This is a genomic window from Sphingomonas sp. 66-10 (genome assembly GCF_001897045.1).
In the GTDB taxonomy this organism is placed as follows: Bacteria; Pseudomonadota; Alphaproteobacteria; order Sphingomonadales; family Sphingomonadaceae; genus Sphingomonas; species Sphingomonas lycopersici.
In genome coordinates, this window is sequence record NZ_MKRR01000160.1 from 25,012 (window position 1) to 42,273 (window position 17,262).

A 17,262-nucleotide genomic window follows, 5' to 3' on the forward strand; every position below is an offset into this window, starting at 1 on the left:
TTGACCGTGACGCGCGGTGCGGTCAGCCGCGCGAGCTTGCCGTCCGTCACCGCCGAGGGGACCAGATCGCCGCTCAGCGTATAGCTTCCGCGCCGGTTGCCGAGCGCGAGATCGATCACCCGCGTGTCGCCCGCGATGCCGAGCGCGCGCCCGTCCCAGCGGGTCCAGCTCCCCGTGCCGCCGACCTCGAGCCGCAGCGGCTTGCGCACCCCGGCGAGCCGCGCCAGCACCCCGTCCTTGCCGCCCTGCGCGCGCACCGCGATATCGAAACGGTCGCGATCGGGCTCCGCATCGATCCGCAGCCGCAGGTCGTCGCTGCCCTGCACCACCGCGGCCAGATCGACCAAGGCGCGGCCGGCGTGGATATCCGCCCTGCCGCGGATCCGCCCGTAGCGCGGCACCCCGGTGACGCGGCGGTCGACGATCAGCCGGTCGACCGCGAGCCGCCCGATATGGATATCGAAATCGGGCAACAGCGGCCCGGCATTGGCGCTCGGCCGGGTGCGCGGCCATTTGGCGAAGGTCGCGACGGGCACGTCGAGCGCAGTGATGTCGAGCCGGTTGGCGAACCAGCGCAGCGGCGCCCAATCGAGCCGCGCGACCGGCGCCGACAAGACCAGGCCGTCGAGATCATAGACGCGCACGTCGCGCAGCGTCGCGCGGGTGTAGAGCGAGCCGTCGATCCGCCCGACCGAGAAGCGCAGCCCGCTCGGGGTGCGCACCCCGGCGATGCGATCGGCAACCCAGCGGTGGCCGATATCGGTATCGACGATCAGCACCGCCGCGGCGAAAATCGCCACCAGCGCCGCAACCAGCCCGGCGATCCATTTCGCCACCCGCCTCAAAACGCCTGCCCCAGCGAGACATAGACCGCGAGGCGCGAATCGCCCTTTTGCGGGTTGATCGGGGTGCCGAGATCGATGCGGATCGGGCCGAAATTGGAATAATAGCGCACGCCCAGCCCGGCGCCGTAGCGCAGCCCGGAGAATTTGGGCATCGGCGAAGTATAGATATTGCCGCCGTCGAAGAACGGCACCACGCCGAAATTGCCCCACACCTTGACGCGCGTTTCGATCGAGAATTCGGTCAGGCTGCGCCCGCCGATCGGATCGTTATTGGGATCGCGCGGACCGATCGCCTGATAGCCATAGCCGCGCACCGACGCGCCGCCCCCGGCATAGAAGCGCCGCGACGGCGCGATCGCGTCGCGCGGCGCGCCGACGATCGTCCCCAGCCGCACCCGGCCGGCGAGCACGACGCGATCGCCGAGCGGGGTATAGGCGCTGGCGTCGATCTGGGTCCGCGCATAAGCGAAGGCCTTGCCGAGCAGCGACAATTCGGGGCTGAGCCGCCCGCCGAGGCGGAACCCGCGGGTCGGGTTGAGCAGGTCGTCCGACCCGTCATAGGTCAGCGACAGCGGCAGCGCGGCGATATAATAGGTCCGCCGCCGCGGCTGCCCGGTCGAGGCGATCACATCGCGCTCGTCGGAACTGACCAGCTCGCCGCCGAGCGACCACACCCACGCCTTCTGGAAGAAGATATTGGTCTGCCGCTCGAGCGAGCCGGAGAGCGAGAAGGTATTCGCGGTATAGGCCAGCCGCTCGGTATGCGAGATCGCGACCTGCGCGGTCAGCACACGATCGCGCCCTTTGAAATTGTTGCGGCGGAAGGTGAATTGCGCGAGCTGCTCCTGCGTGCCGAGCACCCCGCGCAAGGTGATCGCGCCTTCGGGCTGGAAGAAGTTGCGATGCGTCCAGCTCGCTTCGGCACGCGCGCCTTCGCCGGTGCCATAGCCCAGTTCGCCCGCGATCGTGCGCGGCGGCGCGGGCTGGAGCGCGACGTCGATGTCCACCGTATCGGGGGTCGCGCCCTCGACCGGCTTGACCGTCGCGCTCGAGACCAGCCCGGTCTGGATCAGCGCGCGGCGCAGATCGTCGAGCGCCGGCGCATAATAGGGCTTGCCGGGGGAGAAGCGCGCGATTTCCTGGACATGCTTGGCGTCGAACACATGATTGTTGGCATTGACGCGGATTTCGCCGAAGCGCCGCACCCGGCCGGGATCGATCGTCAGATCGAGCACCGCCTCCTTCGCCGCGCGATCGACCGTCACCGCGGGCTCGCCGATCGTCGCGAAGGGGAAGCCCTGTTTGCCGACCTCATCGACCAGCCGCGCCTGCCCCGCGGCGATCGTATCGGCGTTGACCGGATCGTTGGGCTTGACCCCGAAGGCGTCGGTCAGCGCCTTCGCCTTGTCGCCCGCGGCGGCGACGCCGTCGATCGTCACCCCGGTCAGGCGATAGAGCTGCCCCGGATCGGCGGCGAGCACCACCACCGGCTTGCCCGCCTCGGTCTCGACGCGGGTGCGCACCCGTGCGTCATAATAGCCCTCGGCGCGCAGCAAGGTGACGAGCAAGGTCGAATCCTCGCGCGCGCGACGATCGAGCTGTGCGGCATTGGCGGGCTCGCCGTCATGCTGGTCGAGCACCGACAATTCGGCGAAGCGCTGGCGCAGCAGCGGGCTCGCCACCGCATCGATCCCGTCGATGCGATAACGGTAGCGCGTTTCGGCATTGACGTCGGCCTGCCCGGCCTCGCTCTCCGGCGGCAGCTTCGACAGATCGGGCCAGGCGACCCCGATATCGGGCATCGGCGCTAGCGGCGCATTGGGATCGAGCATGTCGCTGCCGGCCGGGGCGGGCTGCTGCGGGACGGGCGCGGGCGGCGGCGCGGGCGCGGCGGATCGCTGCTGCGCCGCGGCGGGCGGCACGGCGAGGATCGCGACCAATAATGCGGCGCCTCGCCGGATCATCAGGCGGTGATAGCGTGACGCGGCGGTTAACGAAATGGGGCTGCGAACGGCTCTGCGATCAATTGACATCCGGCCTGCACGGCGGCCGCCAGCCTTCGATCGTCGTGCCGGGTCTGACCCGGCATGACGAGGAACGAACGGCAATCAGTGGATCGTGCCGATCGCGCGATCGGCGGCGAGCCACGCCACCAGCCGCTCGATCTGCCGCCAGTGGCAGAAATGGAGGTGGTTGCCGACGTCGCGGCTGCGGTCGGCGCGCATCGCGGCCTCGTCCTCGGCGCCGGCGCCAAAGCCACGGATCAGCATTTCGGCATCGGCGAGCACGGCGCGGCCGGCGACAAAGGGAGGATAAGGCATGGAGGGGCGGCGATAGCGGCAAGGTGCCTAAGACGCGGTTCGGGAATTAGGTTTCCAAAGCATTGTCGCGCGCAACCCGCTGGCGTCGCGCGTCGAGCCGTGGCAAGGCGCGCGGCGATGCCCGACCAGCCTTCCAAACCCTCCGCCGCGGGCGGTTTCCTTATCGCCGCCGGCGTGCTGGGCGGCGCGATCCTCGGCTTCGCCGCCGGCCAGCCGACGATCGGGGTGCTGATCGGGCTGACGGTGACCGTCGCGATCTCGGTCGCGATGTGGTGGCGCGAGCGGGGGTAAGGGGAAAGCCCCGCCATCGACATACGGGGGGCCCCCGGCGAGCGGCCGGCGACCAAATTGCCTGATGACGGCTCCCTACAATACGCCGGTCGGTCGATCGGTTACATTACCCCCGCACCTATCCGGGGAGGAAAGCGATGACCACGATCGCCGCGCGGCGCGCAATGCGCGCCGGGGAGACCAGCCAAGCATTCTACGTGTGGATTTCGCTGGCGATGGCCGCGGTGTTCGTCGGGGGGTTTTCACAGACCGTGCCCGGGGATTTTATCGACACGCCCCCGCTGCCGATGCTGCTGCACGTTCATGGTGCGATCTTCACCTTGTGGGTCTTTCTGTTCGTCGCGCAACCGGCATTGATCGCTCGAGGGTCGGTCCGACTGCACCGGCGAGTCGGCTGGATCGGGCTGGGTCTCGCCGTGGCGATGGTCGCGATGGGCGTGGCGGCAACGCTTTTCGCCATTCGAAATCGCCTGATTCCGCCGTTTTTTCCTCCAACCGTGTTCATGGTGATGAACCTCATCGGCATTCTCACCTTCGGAGGTTTGGTCACGGCGGGTCTGGTCATGCGCCGGAAGCGGCAGTGGCATAAACGGCTGATGCTCTGCGCAACCATTTCGATTCTCGGCCCCGGGCTGGGGCGTCTCCTGCCGATGGCCTCCTTCGGCGCGGCGGCGCCGCTTGTCATGTTCGGCGCGATCTTGCTGTTCGGCGTGGTGGCGATGGCCGCCGATCTGATCGCGCGGGGGCGGATCCATCCGGCCTATTTCTGGGGCGTGGGCACGATTCTGGTGACGGAACTCGCGATCGGGCCGTTGGCGTTTTCGCCACCCGCAGCCGAACTGCTTCGCTTCATCCAGTCCGTCTGACCTGCATGTAGATTCGGGCTTTTGGGAACACACCTGCGCTTCGGATCGAAGCAACGGTCGATGAGGTCTTACATCCCCCGCAACAGCAGCTTCACCCGCCCGATCACCGCAATCTCCGCCACCGGCGCGGCGATCGTCGCATAGCCGGGATTGTCGCTGGCGATCGTCAGCGTCTCGCCCGCGCGCGTCACGCGCTTGACCAGCAGGTCGCCGTCGCGGCGCAGCACGAAGATCGCGCCGGTGCGCCCGACCCGCCGGTCGCCGCGGTCGACCACCAGCCGGTCGCCGTCGAGGACGGTCGGCGCCATCGACTCGCCCCGCGCGGTGATCACCGAGGCCTGTCGCGCCGCGACCCCCGCCGCGGCCAGCGTTTCCGCCGCGAAGCTTAGCGGGCGCAGCAGCCGCTCCGACCCCACGTCCGCCCCCGCGCCCGCCGCCGCCTCGACCGCCAGCCACGGCAGCTCGACCGTCGCGCCGGCCCCCGCCGGGCCGCCGAGCAGCGCTTCCTCGACGCCGAAGAAGGTCGCGAGCGCGCGCCGGTCGTCCTCCGCCAGCCGGCGCGGCGAGCCGCGGCCGACGAATTGCTGGAGATAGGCGACATTGCGCCCGAGCATCGCGGAGAGCGCGGCAAGGCTCACGCCGCGCGCCTCGGCCAGCCGCATCAGCGCCTCGCGGGGATCTTCAGCCATGCCGCATCCTAGTCGCAGGAAATTTCCTGGACAAGTTGGAAAATCTGTTAGAACAAATAGCGAACACTTTGGGAATCGGGAGGCGAGTCGCCATGTCGCTGTTGACCAAGATCGATTGCTTTTTGCGCCAGAGCGGGATGCCGCCGACGACCTTCGGCCGCCGCGCCGCGAACGATCCGCGGCTGGTGGGCGACATGCGGCTCGGGCGGGTGCCGGGGCCGGCGCTGACCGCGCGGGTCGAGGCGTTTATCGCGGGGGCGCAATGATGCGCGGGCCGGGTGCGGCGCGGCTGCTCGAACGCGCGCTGACCGCGGCGGCGTCGCGCGCCGGCGCGTCGATCGCGATCGGCGCCGCCCGCGCGACCGACTGGCAGAGCGCGACCTTCGCCGGGCAGCGCCACGAGATCACCGTTGAAGGCGAGACGGGACCGGCGCTCGATCGCTGGCTGGAAACGCTGGCGGAGGCCGATCTGCCGCTCGCCGGGCATCTCGTCGCGGATATCGCGGTCGCGGCGCTTGCGCGGAATGCGGCGCGGACCGCGTTCGTGATCGAGGCGCTGACCGTGGAGGAGAGCTAAGCTCCCCTCCGCCCGCCTAACTCCCCTCCCTTGTTCAAGGGAAAGGAGCAGAAGGAAGCAGGTTCAAATCCCGCCCGCCACCGTCGGATACCCCGCCGCCGCCAGCGCCACGGCAAGTTCGGCCATGCAGCGCTCGACCTGATCCGCATCGGGCGAGCGGATGACGAAATTGGCCCCGGTGCGCCCCTCGCGGAAGAAGGGATAGCTGCCGATCGCCACCCCTTCATGCGCGCGCTCGGCGGCGGCGAGCAGATCGGCGATCTCGCTCTCCGGCGCCCAGCTGCCGATCGTCCCGCTGACCACCGGGCGCCCGCCCTCGAGCGTCCCGGTCAACGCGTCGAGCATCCCCGCGGTGATGTGCGGCACCCCGGCCATGATGAACAGATTGCCGATGCGGATCCCGGGCGCGCCCGACATGCGGTTCTCGATCAGTTCGGCGCCTTCGGGCACCCGCGCCATCCGCAGCCGCGCCTCGGTCGCGCCGCCGCGGGTCGCATAATAACGTTCGAGCACCGCCACCGCGCCCGGGTGGTGCACCACCCCGACCCCCAAGGCCGCGGCGATCGCGTCGACGGTGATATCGTCATGCGTCGGGCCGATCCCGCCGGTGGTGAAGAGATAATCGTTGCGCACCCGCAGGGCGTTGACCGCCTCGACGATCGCCTCCTGCCGATCGGCGACGATGCGCACCTCGGCCAGCCGGATGCCCTGGACGTTGAGCCATTGCGCGATCTGCGCGACATTCTTGTCCTGCGTGCGCCCGGAAAGAATCTCGTCGCCGATGACGACGAGCGCGGCGGTCCAGATGCGTTCCTCTACCATGCGCCTCCCGCATAGCCTCGCCAATCGCGCTTCGCCACGCTATATCATTCGGCATGACCGAATATGTGACTGTAACCAGCGATGCGCCGCTCGGGCGCAACGGCGCGATCAAGCTGCACGGCCCCGACGCCTTCGAAGGGATGCGCCGCGCGGGCAAGCTCGCCGCCGAGACGCTCGACATGGTCGTGCCGCACATGGTGCCCGGGGTGTCGACCGCGGAGATCGACCGGCTGATCCACGATTTCATCCTCGCCAATGGCGGCGTGCCCGCGACGCTCGGCTATCGCGGCTATACGCACAGCTCGTGCATCTCGATCAATCATGTCGTCTGCCACGGGATTCCCAGCGACAAGGTTTTGAAATCAGGCGATATCGTCAATGTCGACGTGACCCCGATCCTCGACGGCTGGCACGGCGATTCGAGCCGCATGTATCTGATCGGCGACGTGCCGCTGAAGGCCAAGCGGCTGGTCGACGTGACCTATGAATGCCTGATGCTCGGGATCGAGCAGGCCAAGCCGGGCAATCATCTCGGCGACGTCGCCAATGCGATCCAGCGTTATGCCGAGACGCATCGCTACGGCGTGGTGCGCGATTTCTGCGGCCACGGGCTCGGCCGGCTGTTCCACGACGCGCCCGAGGTGATCCACGTCGGCCGCCCCGGCACCGGGCCAGAGCTCAAGCCCGGGATGATCTTCACGATCGAGCCGATGATCAACATCGGCCGCCCCGACGTGAAGCTGCTCGACGACGGCTGGACCGCGGTGACCCGCGACCGTTCGCTGTCGGCGCAGTTCGAACATTCGATCGGGATCACCGAGGACGGGTGCGAGATCTTCACGCTCTCGCCCAAGGGGCTCGACCGGCCGCCCTACGCATAAAACGCCGGCGGTCGCGCCGGCTTCTTTGTGCTCCCGCGAAGGCCCCCATCAAAGTATTACTTTGATGGGAACCCAAGGCGGAAGCCCAGACTGGGTCCCCGCCTTCGCGGGGACACAAGGGCGCTACCACAACGGCACTATAATGCTCCGATCCACCCCGGCGCAGGCCGGGGTCCAGTCGCGATCGGCCCTAGCCCACGCTGCCCTGGCACCCACCCAGCCGATAGACGTGGATCATCCCATCGGTGCGATATCGGTCCCCGCCGCCGTTGCGGTGCCAGCCGGGGGCGATGCGCGAGGATTGCGCGCCGATCAGCTGTGCGCCGCTCGCCTGGAGCAGCGCCCCCGCGGCATTGCGCTCGGCATCGACGTCGCGCCCGATATGATGCGTCACCTGCAGCGTGAACAGGCTCAGCCCGACCCCGCGGTCGAAGGTCGCCGCCGCCAGCCAGTCGCGCGGGCCGATCTGCCAGAAGCGGATATGGTGGCGCTTGTCGGCGCTGCGCCCGGCGTCGCGCTGGAATGCGAATTCCTGCATCCGATCGGCGACATAGAGCGGGCTGACCGGCGCCGTCGGATAGGGCCGCGCGAAGACCACGCTCGCCGCGATGCCGAGCGCCGAACGGAAATCGACCGGATCGCTCCCCGACCAGCCCGCGCGACGGAACGCGCAGTCGATCGCCGCGCGCTCGCCGATCAGCCGCAGATTGATCGGATCGCCCGGAATGTCCTGCGCGGTATAGGAAACGAGCTCGTCGCGCTTGCCGATCAATTTATGCTCGTGGCGGCTCCACAATCGCGGCAACCCGCCATAGGCCATCGCGAACCACAATGACGGCACGCCGAGCAGCACCAGCGCGGCGATCGTGCCCCAGCCCCACCGCCGCCGTGCGCGGTCGTCGGGCAGGATCGTGGACAGGCCGGCGCCGGGCATCGGCGAATGCTGCCGCGCTTTCAAGACGCTGACAATGGCTCTGCGCGACCGGGCGGCGCATCCGTACCCGGCTTTCTAAAGCGTGCCTTTAAGCAAGACGACTTACCCCCTTCCCTTCCTTTCAATCCTGCGCCACCATCACGCGAAAAGCGTAGGAGGGGCATATGCGGAAGGGATTCGCGCTGGCGCTGACGGCGATGCTGCTGGCGTCGTGCGGCGGCATCAAGCAGCAGGCGACGGGCGGCGACACCTCGGGGGTCGGCAAGGTCGACGGCGCGCTGCTCACCACCGGCGGCGACGGCAGCGACTGGGCGATGACCGGGTTCAACTATAAGGAACAGCGCTTCTCCCCGCTGACCCAGATCAACGACAGCAATGTCGGCCAGCTCGGGGTCGCCTGGTATGCCGACATGCCCGATGCGCGCGGGCAGGAAGCCACCCCGATCATCATCGACGGCAAATTGTTCGTCACCGGGCCGTGGTCCAAGGTCTATGCCTATGATGCGGTGACCGGGAAGCAATTGTGGACCTATGACCCCAAGGTCGATCCGCAAAAGGGCGTCCAGGCGTGTTGCGACGTCGTCAACCGCGGCGTCGCGGCGTGGAAGGGGCGGCTCTATCTCGGCACGCTCGACGGGCGGCTGATCGCGCTCGACGCCAAGACCGGCGCGGCGGATTGGTCGGTCCAGACCACCGACACGTCGAAGCCTTATACGATCACCGGCGCGCCGCGCGTGGTGAAGGATATGGTGCTGATCGGCAACGGCGGCGCCGAATTCGGCGTGCGCGGCTATGTCACCGCCTATGACGCAGCGACCGGCGCGAAGAAGTGGCGCTTCTACACCGTCCCCAACCCTGCGGGCGCCAAGGACGGCGAAGCCTCCGACGCGGCGATGCAGAAGGCCGCGCCGACCTGGTCCGCCAACGGCCAGTGGAAGCAATCCGGCGGCGGCGGCACCGTGTGGGATTCGATCGTCTACGATGCCGAGCTCGACCAGCTCTATCTCGGCGTCGGCAACGGCTCACCCTGGAACCACGGCCTCCGCTCGGAGGGACAGGGCGACAATCTGTTCCTCTCCTCGATCGTCGCCTTGAAGCCCGAGACCGGCGAATATCTGTGGCATTATCAGGAGACGCCGGCGGAAAGCTGGGATTTCACCGCGACCCAGCCGATCAACCTCGCGACGCTCAAGATCGACGGCAAGGACCGCAAGGTGCTGATGCAGGCGCCGAAGAACGGCTTCTTTTACGTGATCGACCGCACAGACGGCAAATTGATCAGCGCCGGCCAGTATATCCCGGGGGTCAATTGGGCGACCGGTTACGACATGAAGACCGGGCGGCCGATCGAGAATCCCGCGGCGCGCTTCTACAAGACGGGCAAGCCGTTCATCGCTTTGCCCTCGGCGATCGCGGCGCACAACTGGCAGCCGATGAGCTTCAACCCCAAGGCGGGGCTTGCCTATATCCCGGCGCAGATCGTCGCGGCGGGCTATATGGCGGGGAATGCGCCGCTCGATCAGACCAAGCCGATCGGGTTCAACGTCGGCGAGAATATGGACGCGCTGATGTATCCGCGCGACGCCAAGACGATCAAGGCGGCGACCGCCGGGGCGACCGGGCTGCTCGTCGCGTGGGACCCGGTGGCGAACAAGCCGAAATGGACGGTCAAATATCCGACGCCGTGGAACGGCGGGACGATGACCACCGCGGGCAATCTCGTCTTCCAGGGCACGTCATTGGGCGAGTTCCGCGCTTATGCCGCCGATAGCGGCAAGCAATTGCTGAGCTTTCCGGTCGGCACCGGGGTGATGGCCGGTGCAGCGACCTATATGGTCGGCGGCACGCAATATGTCGCGATCCTCACCGGGCGCGGCGGCGCGCTGCCGCTGTCGCTCGGCTATGCCTATGGCAAGGGGGCGGAGGTGCCCAATCATCCGCGGCTGATCGTGTTCAAGCTCGGCGGCAAAACCGAGCTCCCCGCGACCACCCCGCCCGACAACAGCCCGGTGACCTTGCCGGCGAACGCGGCCACACCCGAACAGGTGGCGCAGGGCCGCGCGCTGTTCGCGCGCTTCTGCCAGGTATGCCACGGCGCCTCGGCGGGCGGCGGCGGCGGGGTGACGCCCAATCTGCAACGCTCGGGCGCGCTCGGCAGCGCGGATGCGTGGAAGTCGATCGTGATCGACGGCGCGCTCAAGGATCAGGGGATGGTCAGCTTCGCCAAGGTGCTGACCCCCGATCAGGCGCAGCTCATCCGGCTCTATGTGATCGACGAGGCGCATTGGGCGCAGAAGAACCTCGGCTCGGGGAAATAAGCGCGCGCCTCCCTCTCCCCTCCCTTCAACGGGGAGGGGAGAGGGAGCGGCGACTGCCTCCAAATCCGGCACGCAACCCCACGATGCCCGATAAACGGGCAGCAATTATGCTGGCCCGCGCGCGAGTCGCCGCCTTGCCCTTCGTGCGCCCGACTGGCACGGTCGATGCAAGCCGTACGCATACGGTGTGAGTTCAACTGGGGGCGGGTAGTTTCGCGTGAAGAAGATCGAGGCGATCATCAAGCCGTTCAAGCTCGATGAGGTGAAGGAAGCGCTGCACGAAGTCGGCGTGTCCGGGATCACCGTCACCGAGGCAAAAGGGTTCGGACGGCAGAAGGGCCACACCGAATTGTATCGCGGCGCCGAATATGTCGTCGACTTCCTGCCCAAGGTGAAGCTGGAGGTCGTCGTCGAGGACGGGCTGGTCGAGCGCGTCGTCGAGGCGGTGGCGCAGGCGGCGCAGACCGGCCGGATCGGCGACGGCAAGATCTTCGTCATCCCCGTTGAAACCGCATTGCGCATCCGCACCGGAGAACGCGACGACGACGCGATCTGAGACGTCATCGACTTATGTGAAACCACTCCCGCCGGCGGCACCGCCCGGCGGCTATCAAGAGCGAAGGGCTTATTATCATGGCAGCGACGGCCAGCGACGTTCTGAAGCGCATCAAGGACGAGGAGATCGAATGGATCGACCTCCGCTTCACCGATCCCAAGGGCAAGTGGCAGCATCTGACGATGGTCGCCAGCATCCTGGGCGAGGATGAGCTGACCGACGGCCTGATGTTCGACGGCTCGTCGATCGCCGGGTGGAAGGCGATCAACGAATCCGACATGATCCTCAAGCCCGATCTGGATGCGGTCTACACCGATCCCTTCTCGGCCACCCCGATGCTGATCCTGATCTGCGACATCGTCGAGCCGTCGACCGGCGAGCTCTACGCCCGCGATCCGCGCTCCACCGCGAAGCGCGCCGAGGCCTATGTGAAGGCCACCGGGATCGGCGACACCGTCTATGTCGGCCCCGAGGCCGAATTCTTCATGTTCGACGACGTCCGCTTCGAGAACAGCTATTCGTCGAGCTACTACAAGATCGACGATATCGAGCTGCCGGGTAATTCGGGCCGCGAATATGAGGGCGGCAACCTCGCCCACCGGCCGCGCGCCAAGGGCGGCTATTTCCCCGTCGCGCCGGTCGATTCGGCGGTCGACATCCGCGGCGAGATGGTCTCGACGATGATCGAGATGGGGCTGCCGTGCGACAAGCACCACCACGAAGTCGCCGCCGCGCAGCACGAGCTGGGCCTGACCTTCGGCACGCTGACCACCACGGCGGACCGGATGCAGATCTACAAATATGTCGTGCACCAGGTCGCCCATGCCTATGGCAAGACCGCGACCTTCATGCCCAAGCCGATCAAGGAAGATAACGGCTCGGGGATGCACACCCATTTCTCGATCTGGCAGGGCAAGAATCCGCTTTTCGCGGGCAACGGCTATGCCGGCCTGTCCGACATGTGCCTCTATTTCATCGGCGGCATCATCAAGCATGCCAAGGCGATCAACGCCTTCACCAACCCGTCGACCAACAGCTACAAGCGGCTGGTGCCGGGTTACGAAGCGCCGGTGCTGCTGGCTTATTCGAGCCGCAACCGCTCGGCCTCGTGCCGCATTCCTTACGGCACCGGCGCCAAGTCGAAGCGCGTCGAGATCCGCTTCCCCGATGCGCTCGCCAACCCCTATCTCGCTTATGCCGCGCTGCTGATGGCGGGGCTCGACGGGATCCAGAACAAGATCCACCCCGGCGAGGCGATGGACAAGAACCTCTACGACCTGCCGCCGGCGGAGCTGGCCAACGTCCCGACCGTCTGCGCCTCGCTGCGCGAAGCGCTCGAGCAGCTTTCGGCGGACCACGACTTCCTGCTCAAGGGCGACGTGTTCTCGAAGGATCAGATCGAGGCCTATATCGAGCTGAAGTACGAGGAAGTCGCGCGCTGGGAGATGACCCCGAGCCCGGTCGAATATGATATGTACTACAGCGGCTGAGGATAACGGCCGGCCGCACCACGGCCGTCCTGTCCACGACGACTAGCGACGGCGCGGCTTTTGTCGCGCCGTTTGCGTTTCAGCCCCTTGTGCTCCCGCGAAGGCGGGAGCCCAGTCTGGGTCCCCGCCTTCGCGGGGACACAGCGGTGTTAAAACGAAAAGCTCGCCCGCGCGGTCAGCCGGTCGCCGCTGTTGCGCGGATCGGCATAAGGCGAGGCGACGATATCCGCGCGATCGATATTGGTCCCCGAATAATCGAGCCCCAGCGTCAGCGGCCCGGTGATATGGCGCACCCCGACCAGCCAGTCGCTATAGGTCCCCGCCGGGCGCAGCCGCGCCGCGCGCAACGCGTCGTCGACCGAGCCGGACGAGCGCCCGATGCTCGCGGTGAGCGTGAACGGCGTCGCGGGGATGCCGACATTGGCATGCGCGCCGAGATAGAGATTGTCGCCGCCGATCGCGCTTTGCGACGGGGCGTAGCGCAGGTCGGCGCCGATCTGCGCCGGCCCGAGCTGATAGCTCAGCCCCGCGCCGCCCTCGATATAATTCATTCCCCCGCGCGCGCCGGTGAAGAGATGCGCGACCGCGAACGCCTCGCCGCGCACCCCGCCGCCGAGATCGGCGCTATACCCCAGGGTCCCGTCGATCACCGCATCGGCACCGCCCGCGCGCGGGCTGTCGCGCAAGGTGGTGACGCGCGCGCCGATATCGAACCCGGCGGGCAGCCCGACCGTTGCCGATGCCGCGATCGCGGCCTTGCCCTCGCTCCAGCTCAGTCCGCGACGGCGCTCGTCGGTCTCGGCCTCGACCGAGCCGCTGAACGACTGCGCCGCGGCGGGCAGCGCCGTGACCATAAGCAGCCCGGCGGTGATGATTTCGGCGTAGCGCATGTGGACTCCCGTTACGCGTGGTGACAGGGGCGGTGCTATCGCCAACAATCGGCGAAAGTGCGGCAGCGCGATCGGCTCACCCGACGTCCGACAGAATCCGTCGCATCGTGCAGCAAAGGTTGCGGCGCGGCGCGCGCTCCGGCATAGGCGCGCGCATGAAGCTCCGCATCTATGTGACGCTCAAGCCCGGTGTGCTCGATCCGCAGGGCAAGGCGATCGAACACGCGCTCGCCGGCCTCGGCTTTTCAGGCATCGAGAGCGCTCGCGTCGGCAAATTGATCGAGCTCGAGGTCGCCGATTCGACCGACGACTCGGCGATCGACGCGATGTGCCGCCAGCTGCTCGCCAATACCGTGATCGAGAATTATCGCATCGAACGACTGGAGCCGGCGAAATGAAAACCGCGGTCATCGTCTTTCCGGGATCGAATTGCGACCGCGATATCGCGGTGGCGCTGGAAGCGGTGACCGGGCGCAAGCCGGCAATGGTATGGCATCGCGAGAGCGAATTGCCCGAGGGCACCGGGCTCGTCGCTTTACCCGGCGGCTTTTCCTACGGCGATTACCTCCGCTCCGGCGCGATGGCCGCCCGCTCGCCGATCATGCGCGCGGTGTCCGACGCCGCCGCGAAGGGCCTGCCGGTGCTCGGCATCTGCAACGGCTTCCAGGTGCTGACCGAGGCGGGGCTGCTCCCCGGCGCGCTGATGCGCAATGCGGGGCTCAACTTCGTGTGCCGCAACGTCGCGCTGACGGTGGAGAATGCGCAGACCGCCTTCACCAGCCGCTATGCCGCGGGCGAGCGCATCCTGATCCCGGTGGCGCATCACGACGGCAATTATTTCGCCGACGCCGCGACGCTCGACCGCATCGAGGGCGAAGGCCGCGTGGCGTTCCGCTATGCCGAGAACGTCAACGGCAGCGCGCGCAACATCGCGGGCGTGCTCAACGACGCCGGCAATGTGCTCGGCATGATGCCGCACCCCGAACGCCGCATCGAAGCCGCGCACGGCGGCGACGAGGGCCGGCGGCTGTTCGAAGGGCTGTTGGAACTAGTGGCGTAACGCCACTTACAAAGCCCCTCCCCTAATCTTCTTCCTGCTCCCCTCCCTTGAACAAGCGAGGGGGTCGGGGGTGGGTTGGCCCGTGGGGATAACGGCGCAACCGTCTCACACCCGCCCACCCCAGCCCCTCCCTTCACCAGGGAGGGGAGCCAAGAGGGCAGGTCGCTGCGGAAAGTTACCGCGCCGGGCCCAGATCGCCCTGCCCGACCGTCCCGCTGGCCATCGACAGCATCGCGTCGAGGCTCTTCTTCGCCTGCAGCCGCAAGGTCTCGTCCATCTCGATCCGCGGCGCGAGGTCGCGCAGCGCGACGTAGAGCTTTTCCATCGTATTGAGCGCCATATAGGGGCAGATATTGCAGTTGCAGTTGCCGTCCGCCCCCGGCGCGCCGATGAAGGTCTTGCCCGGCAGCGCCTTTTCCATCTGGTGGATGATGTGCGGCTCGGTCGCGACGATCAGCGTATCGCCGGCGAACGTCTTGGCATAATCGAGGATCCCGCTGGTCGACCCGACATAATCGGCATGATCGAGGATCACCGGCGGGCATTCGGGGTGCGCGACGATCGGCGCGGTCGGATGCTCGGCCTTGAGCTTGAGCAATTCGGTTTCGCTGAACGCCTCGTGGACGATGCACACGCCGGGCCACAGGATCAGGTCGCGCCCGGTCTTGCGCGCGAGATAGCCGCCGAGGTTGCGATCGGGGCCGAAGATCACCTTCTGATCCTTGGGGATCTGCGCGAGGATCTTCTCCGCCGAGGAGGAGGTGACGATCACGTCGGACAGCGCCTTCACCGCCGCCGAGCAATTGATATAGGTCAGCGCGATCGCATCGGGATGCTGCGCGCGGAACGCCGCGAACTGTTCGGGCGGGCACGAATCCTCGAGGCTGCACCCGGCATCCATATCGGGGAGCACGACGATCTTCTCGGGCGAGAGGATCTTCGCGGTCTCGGCCATGAAGCGCACCCCGCAAAAGGCGATGACATCGGCATCGGTCGCCTGCGCCTTGCGGCTGAGATCGAGGCTGTCGCCGACGAAATCGGCCAGATCCTGGATCTCGGGCTTCTGATAATAATGCGCGAGGATGACGGCGTTGCGCTCCTTGCGGAGGCGGTCGATCTCGGCGCGCAGATCAAGGCCGCGCAAATTGGTGGGTTGCTCCATGCCCGGTCAGATGGACCGCCCGCGGCTTGCGATCAAGGGAGCAGTATTCGTCATGCTGACGAAAGTCAGCATCCAGAGCCACAAAGCGCCGTCGCCCGTCACTCTGGATGCCGGATCAAGTCCGGCATGAGGGCCGGGATATCATATGATCAGTTCGCCCTGAGCTTGTCGAAGGGCGTCCCCAACTCTCGGGCGGCAGGACGCCCTTCGACAGGCTCAGGGCGAACGGGGGAGGTACTCCCGATTGGACGCACGATGCACCGCGCTCACTTCGCGTTGCCGAGCACTTCCTCGATGCTGCGGCTGACATCCCAGCGCTGGTCGTTGCGCACCGGATCGTCGGCGAAGCGCACCGTGACGGTCGCGTCGATCCCCGCGGCCTTGAGCGGCATCGCGAAGCTGCGCTCGACCGCGCGGCGCGTCGCGTCCTTCGCCAACGTCATCATCGGCGCGGCGCGTGCCTGGCGGAGCAATTCGCTCTGCCCCGCGGTGCGGTTGGCGGCGTCGAGCGTCTCGCGCGCGTCGGTCAGCGTCATCAATACCCCGCCCGAGCCATAGCTTCGGATCGCGTCGAGATCGATCGCCGGCGGGGTGACCTCGACCGCGGGCAGCCGCACCGACAGCGTCTTGGTCGCGGCATCCCACGCCACGTCGCGCGCCGAAAGCCGGCCGAGATCGACTTCGTAGCGCACCATCCCCGGCATGATCGTCGTGCGCTCGGCGCTCAGCCCGAATTGCGACTGTTTCGAGGTGACCACCGCGACGAACCGCGCGGCGAAGGCCGACAGCCGATTCTGCTCGCGCAGTCCCGACAGGCTGGCATTGGCGATCGTCGTCGGATCGGGGGTGAGCCGCGCGGCGACATAGCGCTGCGCCAGCCACCAGCCGCCCCCCGCCAGCAATATGAGGATCGCCAGCGCGCCGACGAAATCGACGATGAACGGCCTTACGCGCCGCGCCGCCATGCCGCGCCTTCCGCTATCGCCAGCCCGCGCCGCTCAAGATCGACGAGATGCGCGAGCACCGATTGCCCCGCCGCCCCCGCGAGCCGCGGATCGAGCCCGACATACATTTTTCCGACCATCGCCGGGATCGTCGCGACCCCTTCGCCGAGCAGCCGCAGGATCTGTCCCTCGCGCTGCTTGCGGTGGCCGAGCATCCCGCGCACCAGCCGCTGGGGATTTTCCACCGCGTCGCCGTGGCCGGGATAATAGACCCGGTCGTCGCGCCCGATCAGCTTTTCGAGGCTCGCCATATAAGCGGTCATGTCGCCGTCCGGCGGGGAGACCACGCTGGTCGACCAGCCCATGACATGATCGCCCGAAAACAGCGCCTTGCTTTCGAGCAGCGCGAAACAGAGATGGTTGGAGGTATGCCCCGGGGTGGCGAGCGCCTCGAGCGTCCAGCCCTCGCCCGCGACACGCTCGCCGTCGGCGAGCACGCGATCGGGGGCGTAATCGGGATCGAAGGCCGCATCGGCGCGCGGCCCGTCGTCACTGAGGCGGAAGGCGGCGGCGCCGACGATCGGCGCCCCGGTCTCCGCCTTGAGGCGGATCGCGG

At 67.4% G+C, this 17,262-nt stretch carries 19 protein-coding genes and 1 pseudogene; 10 read left to right on the forward strand and 10 right to left on the reverse strand.

What is annotated here, in order from left to right:
- From BGN95_RS24860 to BGN95_RS24870, 3 genes and pseudogenes are all read right to left on the reverse strand, one after another.
- Positions 1 to 836, reverse strand: a pseudogene (locus tag BGN95_RS24860) (translocation/assembly module TamB domain-containing protein); the annotation flags it as partial.
- 5 nt (positions 837 to 841) lie between these two features.
- Positions 842 to 2,809, reverse strand: a complete 1,968-nt coding sequence (locus tag BGN95_RS24865) for an autotransporter assembly complex protein TamA (RefSeq protein ID WP_179513385.1) — start codon at positions 2,807 to 2,809, stop codon at positions 842 to 844.
- A gap of 144 nt (positions 2,810 to 2,953) precedes the next feature.
- Positions 2,954 to 3,166: a hypothetical protein gene (locus tag BGN95_RS24870; RefSeq protein ID WP_179513384.1), complete on the reverse strand. Its 213-nt coding sequence runs from the start codon at positions 3,164 to 3,166 to the stop codon at positions 2,954 to 2,956.
- A gap of 117 nt (positions 3,167 to 3,283) precedes the next feature.
- On the opposite strand from BGN95_RS24870, the gene BGN95_RS24875 reads away from it, so the two are divergent.
- Together BGN95_RS24875 and BGN95_RS24880 are read left to right on the forward strand one after the other, a co-directional pair.
- On the forward strand, positions 3,284 to 3,457 hold the full coding sequence (locus BGN95_RS24875; protein ID WP_179513383.1) for a hypothetical protein: 174 nt from the start codon (positions 3,284 to 3,286) through the stop codon (positions 3,455 to 3,457).
- 137 nt (positions 3,458 to 3,594) lie between these two features.
- Entirely contained in the window at positions 3,595 to 4,323 is a 729-nt protein-coding gene (locus BGN95_RS24880; RefSeq protein WP_179513382.1) for a hypothetical protein, read from the forward strand.
- Between the two features lie 68 nt (positions 4,324 to 4,391).
- Here BGN95_RS24880 and BGN95_RS24885 read toward each other — a convergent pair whose 3' ends face one another.
- The gene (locus tag BGN95_RS24885; protein WP_184316930.1) at positions 4,392 to 5,012 is read right to left on the reverse strand and encodes a S24 family peptidase; all 621 of its coding nucleotides are present in this window, start codon (positions 5,010 to 5,012) and stop codon (positions 4,392 to 4,394) included.
- A gap of 92 nt (positions 5,013 to 5,104) precedes the next feature.
- Here BGN95_RS24885 and BGN95_RS24890 point away from each other — a divergent pair, with 92 nt between their 5' ends.
- Both BGN95_RS24890 and BGN95_RS24895 read left to right on the forward strand, forming a co-directional pair.
- The gene (locus tag BGN95_RS24890; RefSeq protein WP_179513380.1) at positions 5,105 to 5,278 is read left to right on the forward strand and encodes a hypothetical protein; all 174 of its coding nucleotides are present in this window, start codon (positions 5,105 to 5,107) and stop codon (positions 5,276 to 5,278) included.
- On the forward strand, positions 5,278 to 5,589 hold the full coding sequence (locus BGN95_RS24895) for a hypothetical protein (protein ID WP_286774355.1): 312 nt from the start codon (positions 5,278 to 5,280) through the stop codon (positions 5,587 to 5,589). The genes BGN95_RS24890 and BGN95_RS24895 overlap by 1 nt, the downstream gene beginning before the upstream one ends.
- A 63-nt stretch (positions 5,590 to 5,652) precedes the next feature.
- On the opposite strand, the gene BGN95_RS24900 is transcribed toward BGN95_RS24895, so the two are convergent.
- On the reverse strand, positions 5,653 to 6,411 hold the full coding sequence (locus tag BGN95_RS24900; RefSeq protein WP_265269335.1) for a competence/damage-inducible protein A: 759 nt from the start codon (positions 6,409 to 6,411) through the stop codon (positions 5,653 to 5,655).
- 53 nt (positions 6,412 to 6,464) lie between these two features.
- Between BGN95_RS24900 and map the strand changes: the two genes are divergently transcribed.
- Entirely contained in the window at positions 6,465 to 7,292 is an 828-nt protein-coding gene (map, locus tag BGN95_RS24905) for a type I methionyl aminopeptidase (RefSeq protein ID WP_179513377.1), read from the forward strand.
- A 190-nt stretch (positions 7,293 to 7,482) separates the two neighbouring features.
- Here map and BGN95_RS24910 read toward each other — a convergent pair whose 3' ends face one another.
- The gene (locus BGN95_RS24910) at positions 7,483 to 8,226 is read right to left on the reverse strand and encodes an LssY C-terminal domain-containing protein (RefSeq protein ID WP_265313862.1); all 744 of its coding nucleotides are present in this window, start codon (positions 8,224 to 8,226) and stop codon (positions 7,483 to 7,485) included.
- 164 nt (positions 8,227 to 8,390) lie between these two features.
- On the opposite strand from BGN95_RS24910, the gene BGN95_RS24915 reads away from it, so the two are divergent.
- The 3 genes from BGN95_RS24915 (at position 8,391) to glnA (ending at position 12,590) form a co-directional block, all read left to right on the forward strand.
- Positions 8,391 to 10,544 carry a PQQ-dependent dehydrogenase, methanol/ethanol family gene (locus BGN95_RS24915; RefSeq protein ID WP_286774356.1) on the forward strand — a complete coding sequence of 718 codons (2,154 nt, stop codon included), beginning with the start codon at positions 8,391 to 8,393 and terminating at the stop codon, positions 10,542 to 10,544.
- 217 nt (positions 10,545 to 10,761) lie between these two features.
- On the forward strand, positions 10,762 to 11,100 hold the full coding sequence (locus tag BGN95_RS24920; RefSeq protein WP_174836063.1) for a P-II family nitrogen regulator: 339 nt from the start codon (positions 10,762 to 10,764) through the stop codon (positions 11,098 to 11,100).
- A gap of 77 nt (positions 11,101 to 11,177) precedes the next feature.
- Entirely contained in the window at positions 11,178 to 12,590 is a 1,413-nt protein-coding gene (glnA, locus tag BGN95_RS24925; protein ID WP_179513374.1) for a type I glutamate--ammonia ligase, read from the forward strand.
- Between the two features lie 149 nt (positions 12,591 to 12,739).
- Here glnA and BGN95_RS24930 read toward each other — a convergent pair whose 3' ends face one another.
- Positions 12,740 to 13,480 carry a TorF family putative porin gene (locus BGN95_RS24930; protein ID WP_286774357.1) on the reverse strand — a complete coding sequence of 247 codons (741 nt, stop codon included), beginning with the start codon at positions 13,478 to 13,480 and terminating at the stop codon, positions 12,740 to 12,742.
- Between the two features lie 155 nt (positions 13,481 to 13,635).
- On the opposite strand from BGN95_RS24930, the gene purS reads away from it, so the two are divergent.
- A complete protein-coding gene (gene purS, locus BGN95_RS24935; RefSeq protein ID WP_286774358.1) occupies positions 13,636 to 13,878 on the forward strand; it encodes a phosphoribosylformylglycinamidine synthase subunit PurS in 243 nt (80 codons plus the stop codon).
- Complete coding sequence (gene purQ / locus BGN95_RS24940) at positions 13,875 to 14,540, forward strand: phosphoribosylformylglycinamidine synthase subunit PurQ (protein WP_179513371.1); 666 nt, start codon at positions 13,875 to 13,877, stop codon at positions 14,538 to 14,540. Before purS ends, purQ begins: the two co-directional genes overlap by 4 nt.
- Positions 14,541 to 14,715: 175 nt before the next feature.
- Here the strand turns inward: purQ and nadA are convergent, their stop codons facing one another.
- The 3 genes from nadA to BGN95_RS24955 form a co-directional block, all read right to left on the reverse strand.
- Positions 14,716 to 15,702: a quinolinate synthase NadA gene (nadA, locus tag BGN95_RS24945; RefSeq protein WP_265313860.1), complete on the reverse strand. Its 987-nt coding sequence runs from the start codon at positions 15,700 to 15,702 to the stop codon at positions 14,716 to 14,718.
- A 266-nt stretch (positions 15,703 to 15,968) separates the two neighbouring features.
- Complete coding sequence (locus BGN95_RS24950; protein WP_179513369.1) at positions 15,969 to 16,667, reverse strand: DUF4230 domain-containing protein; 699 nt, start codon at positions 16,665 to 16,667, stop codon at positions 15,969 to 15,971.
- On the reverse strand, positions 16,649 to 17,262 hold a 614-nt coding region (locus BGN95_RS24955; RefSeq protein ID WP_286774359.1), incomplete at its 5' end, for an MBL fold metallo-hydrolase. The genes BGN95_RS24955 and BGN95_RS24950, both read right to left, overlap by 19 nt.

What these genes read in the sequence shown, in the direction of transcription:
- BGN95_RS24865 (WP_179513385.1), bottom strand. Translation starts at nt 2,809, where the DNA reads ATGATCCGGCGAGGCGCCGCATTATTGGTCGCGATCCTCGCCGTGCCG.
- BGN95_RS24870 (WP_179513384.1), bottom strand. Translation starts at nt 3,166, where the DNA reads ATGCCTTATCCTCCCTTTGTCGCCGGCCGCGCCGTGCTCGCCGATGCC.
- BGN95_RS24875 (WP_179513383.1), top strand. Translation starts at nt 3,284, where the DNA reads ATGCCCGACCAGCCTTCCAAACCCTCCGCCGCGGGCGGTTTCCTTATC.
- BGN95_RS24880 (WP_179513382.1), top strand. Translation starts at nt 3,595, where the DNA reads ATGACCACGATCGCCGCGCGGCGCGCAATGCGCGCCGGGGAGACCAGC.
- BGN95_RS24885 (WP_184316930.1), bottom strand. Translation starts at nt 5,012, where the DNA reads ATGGCTGAAGATCCCCGCGAGGCGCTGATGCGGCTGGCCGAGGCGCGC.
- BGN95_RS24890 (WP_179513380.1), top strand. Translation starts at nt 5,105, where the DNA reads ATGTCGCTGTTGACCAAGATCGATTGCTTTTTGCGCCAGAGCGGGATG.
- BGN95_RS24895 (WP_286774355.1), top strand. Translation starts at nt 5,278, where the DNA reads ATGCGCGGGCCGGGTGCGGCGCGGCTGCTCGAACGCGCGCTGACCGCG.
- BGN95_RS24900 (WP_265269335.1), bottom strand. Translation starts at nt 6,411, where the DNA reads ATGGTAGAGGAACGCATCTGGACCGCCGCGCTCGTCGTCATCGGCGAC.
- map (WP_179513377.1), top strand. Translation starts at nt 6,465, where the DNA reads ATGACCGAATATGTGACTGTAACCAGCGATGCGCCGCTCGGGCGCAAC.
- BGN95_RS24910 (WP_265313862.1), bottom strand. Translation starts at nt 8,226, where the DNA reads ATGCCCGGCGCCGGCCTGTCCACGATCCTGCCCGACGACCGCGCACGG.
- BGN95_RS24915 (WP_286774356.1), top strand. Translation starts at nt 8,391, where the DNA reads ATGCGGAAGGGATTCGCGCTGGCGCTGACGGCGATGCTGCTGGCGTCG.
- glnA (WP_179513374.1), top strand. Translation starts at nt 11,178, where the DNA reads ATGGCAGCGACGGCCAGCGACGTTCTGAAGCGCATCAAGGACGAGGAG.
- BGN95_RS24930 (WP_286774357.1), bottom strand. Translation starts at nt 13,480, where the DNA reads ATGCGCTACGCCGAAATCATCACCGCCGGGCTGCTTATGGTCACGGCG.
- purS (WP_286774358.1), top strand. Translation starts at nt 13,636, where the DNA reads ATGAAGCTCCGCATCTATGTGACGCTCAAGCCCGGTGTGCTCGATCCG.
- purQ (WP_179513371.1), top strand. Translation starts at nt 13,875, where the DNA reads ATGAAAACCGCGGTCATCGTCTTTCCGGGATCGAATTGCGACCGCGAT.
- nadA (WP_265313860.1), bottom strand. Translation starts at nt 15,702, where the DNA reads ATGGAGCAACCCACCAATTTGCGCGGCCTTGATCTGCGCGCCGAGATC.
- BGN95_RS24950 (WP_179513369.1), bottom strand. Translation starts at nt 16,667, where the DNA reads ATGGCGGCGCGGCGCGTAAGGCCGTTCATCGTCGATTTCGTCGGCGCG.